The sequence below is a fragment of the Bacillus sp. JJ1127 genome (assembly GCF_036965845.1).
Taxonomy (GTDB): Bacteria; Bacillota; Bacilli; order Bacillales; family Bacillaceae_G; genus Bacillus_A.
Genome location: NZ_JBALQK010000035.1, coordinates 1 through 3,104, shown reverse-complemented (window position 1 = coordinate 3,104; position 3,104 = coordinate 1). Strand labels below are relative to the sequence as shown.

Genomic DNA, 3,104 nt, shown 5'->3' with positions numbered 1-3,104 from the left:
CTTCTTTAAATTATGCCCCCCGCTTCTTTTGGTTATCAAAATGATAAATTTCTTTATAATACATGAACATGAATTATATCTATAATAATGGAATTTACACGCATATTTATATTTACTAACAAGGTAATATTAAATATCTGTTCCCTTTCCCCATTTCCACCGTGTCATGTACGTTGTTCTACAGACATTCACCAACGTAGATGAAGATTAAATTTGCTAGGGATAAAGCAATTCCCTATATGACGTTTCGTTAAATAGCTAAGTCTATCGCGATCATATCTTTCCTTTTACATCGAGAAGACCCATTGCCCTTCGCTCCTAAAACTACCGTTAGAAGTTAGCTTTATTTTTAGTACATCATGCTTTCGGAATTACGCAAATAACAACTTCATGGTCTACTCGTTTCCCTTTCTTTCAAATATTCCCCTAGCCCTTCTTGCCAAGGTTTCATTAAATCGAGTCTATTCAAACGCAGCGCACAAGGATTTAAAACCGAATAAGCAGGACGTGGAGCCCCCGCGCCAAATCCCTTCGTAGAAATGGGTGTTGTATTAACACTTATATTACATAAAGAAAATATCTCCCTAGCAAACTTATACCATGTACAAGCCCCAGCATTGGATGCGTGATACGTTCCATATAGTTCTGTCTCCATCAACTCCTTCACACATTGCACTAAATCTTTTACATGGGTTGGGGATCCTGTTTGGTCATTCACTACTTTAATCCCCAGCTGATTTTTTGCAAGCTTCAGCATCGTTTCAACAAAGTTATTTCCATACTTTCCGTAAAGCCAAGAAGTACGCACAATAAAATGGCGTGAATGAAAATTCTTAACAAAATTTTCCCCTGCATATTTTGAGGCTCCATACACGTTTATCGGATTAGGAGTATCAAACTCATCATAGCCAGTGTCTTTTTTCCCATCGAATACATAATCGGTGCTAATATAAACAAGTTTAGCTGACATCTTCTCTGCTACAACAGCGACATTTCTTGTTCCAAGAGCATTTACAAGAAATGCTTGATCTCTTTCAGTTTCAGCTAAATCTACCTTTGTGTATGCAGCACAATGAATAATAATGTTAGGATTTATTTTTCTTAAAATGAGATCGACTTTTGAAAAATCCGTTATGTCCATATCTTCTCGGCTTAAAGCACAAACCCGATAACCTAAATCATGTAAATCTTCAGCAAACTGTCTGCCTAATTGCCCCTTCGCTCCAGTAATCGCTATTACTTTCTTCATAACTCTCTCCCTCTACTCAGATGTACCGTATTTTAGAGGCTTCCACCAGGTTTCACTCCGTTTATACCATTGAATAACCTCCTGAAGGCCCGATTCAAATGTATAGACTTGCTTCCATCCAAGCTCTTTTTTAATCTTTTCAGCATTAATAGCATATCGCCAATCATGCCCTAGGCGGTCCTTTACAAATATAATTTGCTCTTTAGAGGCGCCTAACTGTTCAATGATGAGCTCTACAATTTCAATGTTGCGATTCTCATTATTTCCGCCAATATTATATATTTCTCCTTTTTCTCCTTTATGCAGCACTAAATCAATAGCAGTACAATGATCATATACGTGAAGCCAATCTCGAATATTTCTGCCCGTTCCGTATACAGGCAAAGGTTTATTCTCCAAGGCATTTGTAATCATGAGAGGAATCAATTTCTCCGGATATTGATAAGGACCATAATTATTAGAACATCGTGTAATATTTACATGTAAACCGTATGTTTTACAGTAAGCTAATACGATCAAATCAGCACTCGCTTTACTAGAAGAGTAAGGACTGTTAGGATTCAATGACGTATCCTCTGTGAAGACTCCTGTTTCCCCCAATGAACCGTACACTTCATCAGTAGAAATTTGAATAAATTTTTCAATTTGATTTGCAAGAGCAGCTTCTAGTAATGTTGTTGTTCCTAATATATTTGTAGAATAAAAGATTTGTGGATTTTCAATACTGCGGTCAACATGAGATTCTGCGGCAAAGTTAATAATACTGTTAATTTCATATTGATTTATTACGTAATGAAGCAATTCTTTATTTTGAATATCTCCTTTAATAAACCGGTAATTCTTTCTGTCTTTTATCTCTTCTAAGTTCAATAAATTGCCGCAATAAGTCAATGCATCGTAATTAATAATGTTATAGTGCGGGTACTTCTTAACTAAAAATCTTATAAAATTACTACCAATAAAACCTGCTCCACCTGTTACTAAAATATTCATGTGCGTTTCTCCCTAAAATGAAAATTATGATTACCATCTTGTAAAGACGGCAATGACTGGTCCTTGTCGGATAAAATCGGGTCTTTAACCGGCCAATCGATTTGCAATTCTTCATCATTCCAGCGTATCCCGCTATCATATTGGAAATCGTAATGTTCATCAACCTTATACATGACAATTGTGTTAGGGACTAATGTACAAAAGCCATGTGCATATCCTTTTGGCACAAGCAACTGCCGATGATTATAGTCGCTTAATATAAACCCTTGCCATTTCTTATATGTGGGGGATTCTTTTCGCAAGTCAACGATAACATCAAATATGACTCCTTGTATCACTTGTACGAGCTTCGTTTGAGCCTTAGGATTTGTTTGAAAATGCAATCCTCTTATTGTCCCTGCTTCCAGCGATTTTGATATATTGTCCTGAATAAATTGATATGGCACTTGTAATTGATCGAAAATTTTTTCATTATAGCTTTCTTTAAAAAACCCCCTATGATCCTTATATATGTCTGGCTCTACAATGTGTACATTCTCGAATAAAGTTTCAATTACGTTCATTTCCGCCATCACCTCCATTATTCAGTTTTTTCATTAAATTTCTTCTCGGATCGGATGTCTTTTGCAAGTACATTGCTACACCAAAGAGGATTATGAACCTCTCCTCCACTCCATCACCCCCGTTAATATATATAAGTCAATATTCCTCGTTATTTTAATATGTTATTTCTAATTCACCACCAGAAAGTAAATGATTACTTTTTACCTTTGTAATGGGATATGGACGTGATCCTGTACCATCAGTAAGAATAGCCCCTCTCATCTAATCCCTCCTCTTCTTGTAAAATGCAACTTTAATC

At 36.1% G+C, this 3,104-nt stretch carries 3 protein-coding genes; all 3 read right to left on the bottom strand.

Features of this window, described 5'->3' with window-relative positions:
- Positions 1-388: 388 nt before the first annotated feature.
- The 3 genes from rfbD to rfbC are packed head-to-tail and all read right to left on the bottom strand — an operon-like array spanning position 389 to position 2,805.
- Positions 389-1,249 carry a dTDP-4-dehydrorhamnose reductase gene (gene rfbD, locus V7183_RS04350; protein ID WP_335358796.1) on the bottom strand — a complete coding sequence of 287 codons (861 nt, stop codon included), beginning with the start codon at positions 1,247-1,249 and terminating at the stop codon, positions 389-391.
- 12 nt (positions 1,250-1,261) lie between these two features.
- Positions 1,262-2,242 carry a dTDP-glucose 4,6-dehydratase gene (gene rfbB, locus V7183_RS04345; protein WP_097897132.1) on the bottom strand — a complete coding sequence of 327 codons (981 nt, stop codon included), beginning with the start codon at positions 2,240-2,242 and terminating at the stop codon, positions 1,262-1,264.
- Positions 2,239-2,805 (bottom strand): dTDP-4-dehydrorhamnose 3,5-epimerase, encoded by a 567-nt coding sequence (rfbC, locus tag V7183_RS04340; protein ID WP_097897133.1) that lies wholly within the window; start codon positions 2,803-2,805, stop codon positions 2,239-2,241. Before rfbC ends, rfbB begins: the two co-directional genes overlap by 4 nt.
- Positions 2,806-3,104 lie beyond the last annotated feature (299 nt).

What these genes read in the sequence shown, in the direction of transcription:
- rfbD (WP_335358796.1), bottom strand. Translation starts at nt 1,249, where the DNA reads ATGAAGAAAGTAATAGCGATTACTGGAGCGAAGGGGCAATTAGGCAGA.
- rfbB (WP_097897132.1), bottom strand. Translation starts at nt 2,242, where the DNA reads ATGAATATTTTAGTAACAGGTGGAGCAGGTTTTATTGGTAGTAATTTT.
- rfbC (WP_097897133.1), bottom strand. Translation starts at nt 2,805, where the DNA reads ATGAACGTAATTGAAACTTTATTCGAGAATGTACACATTGTAGAGCCA.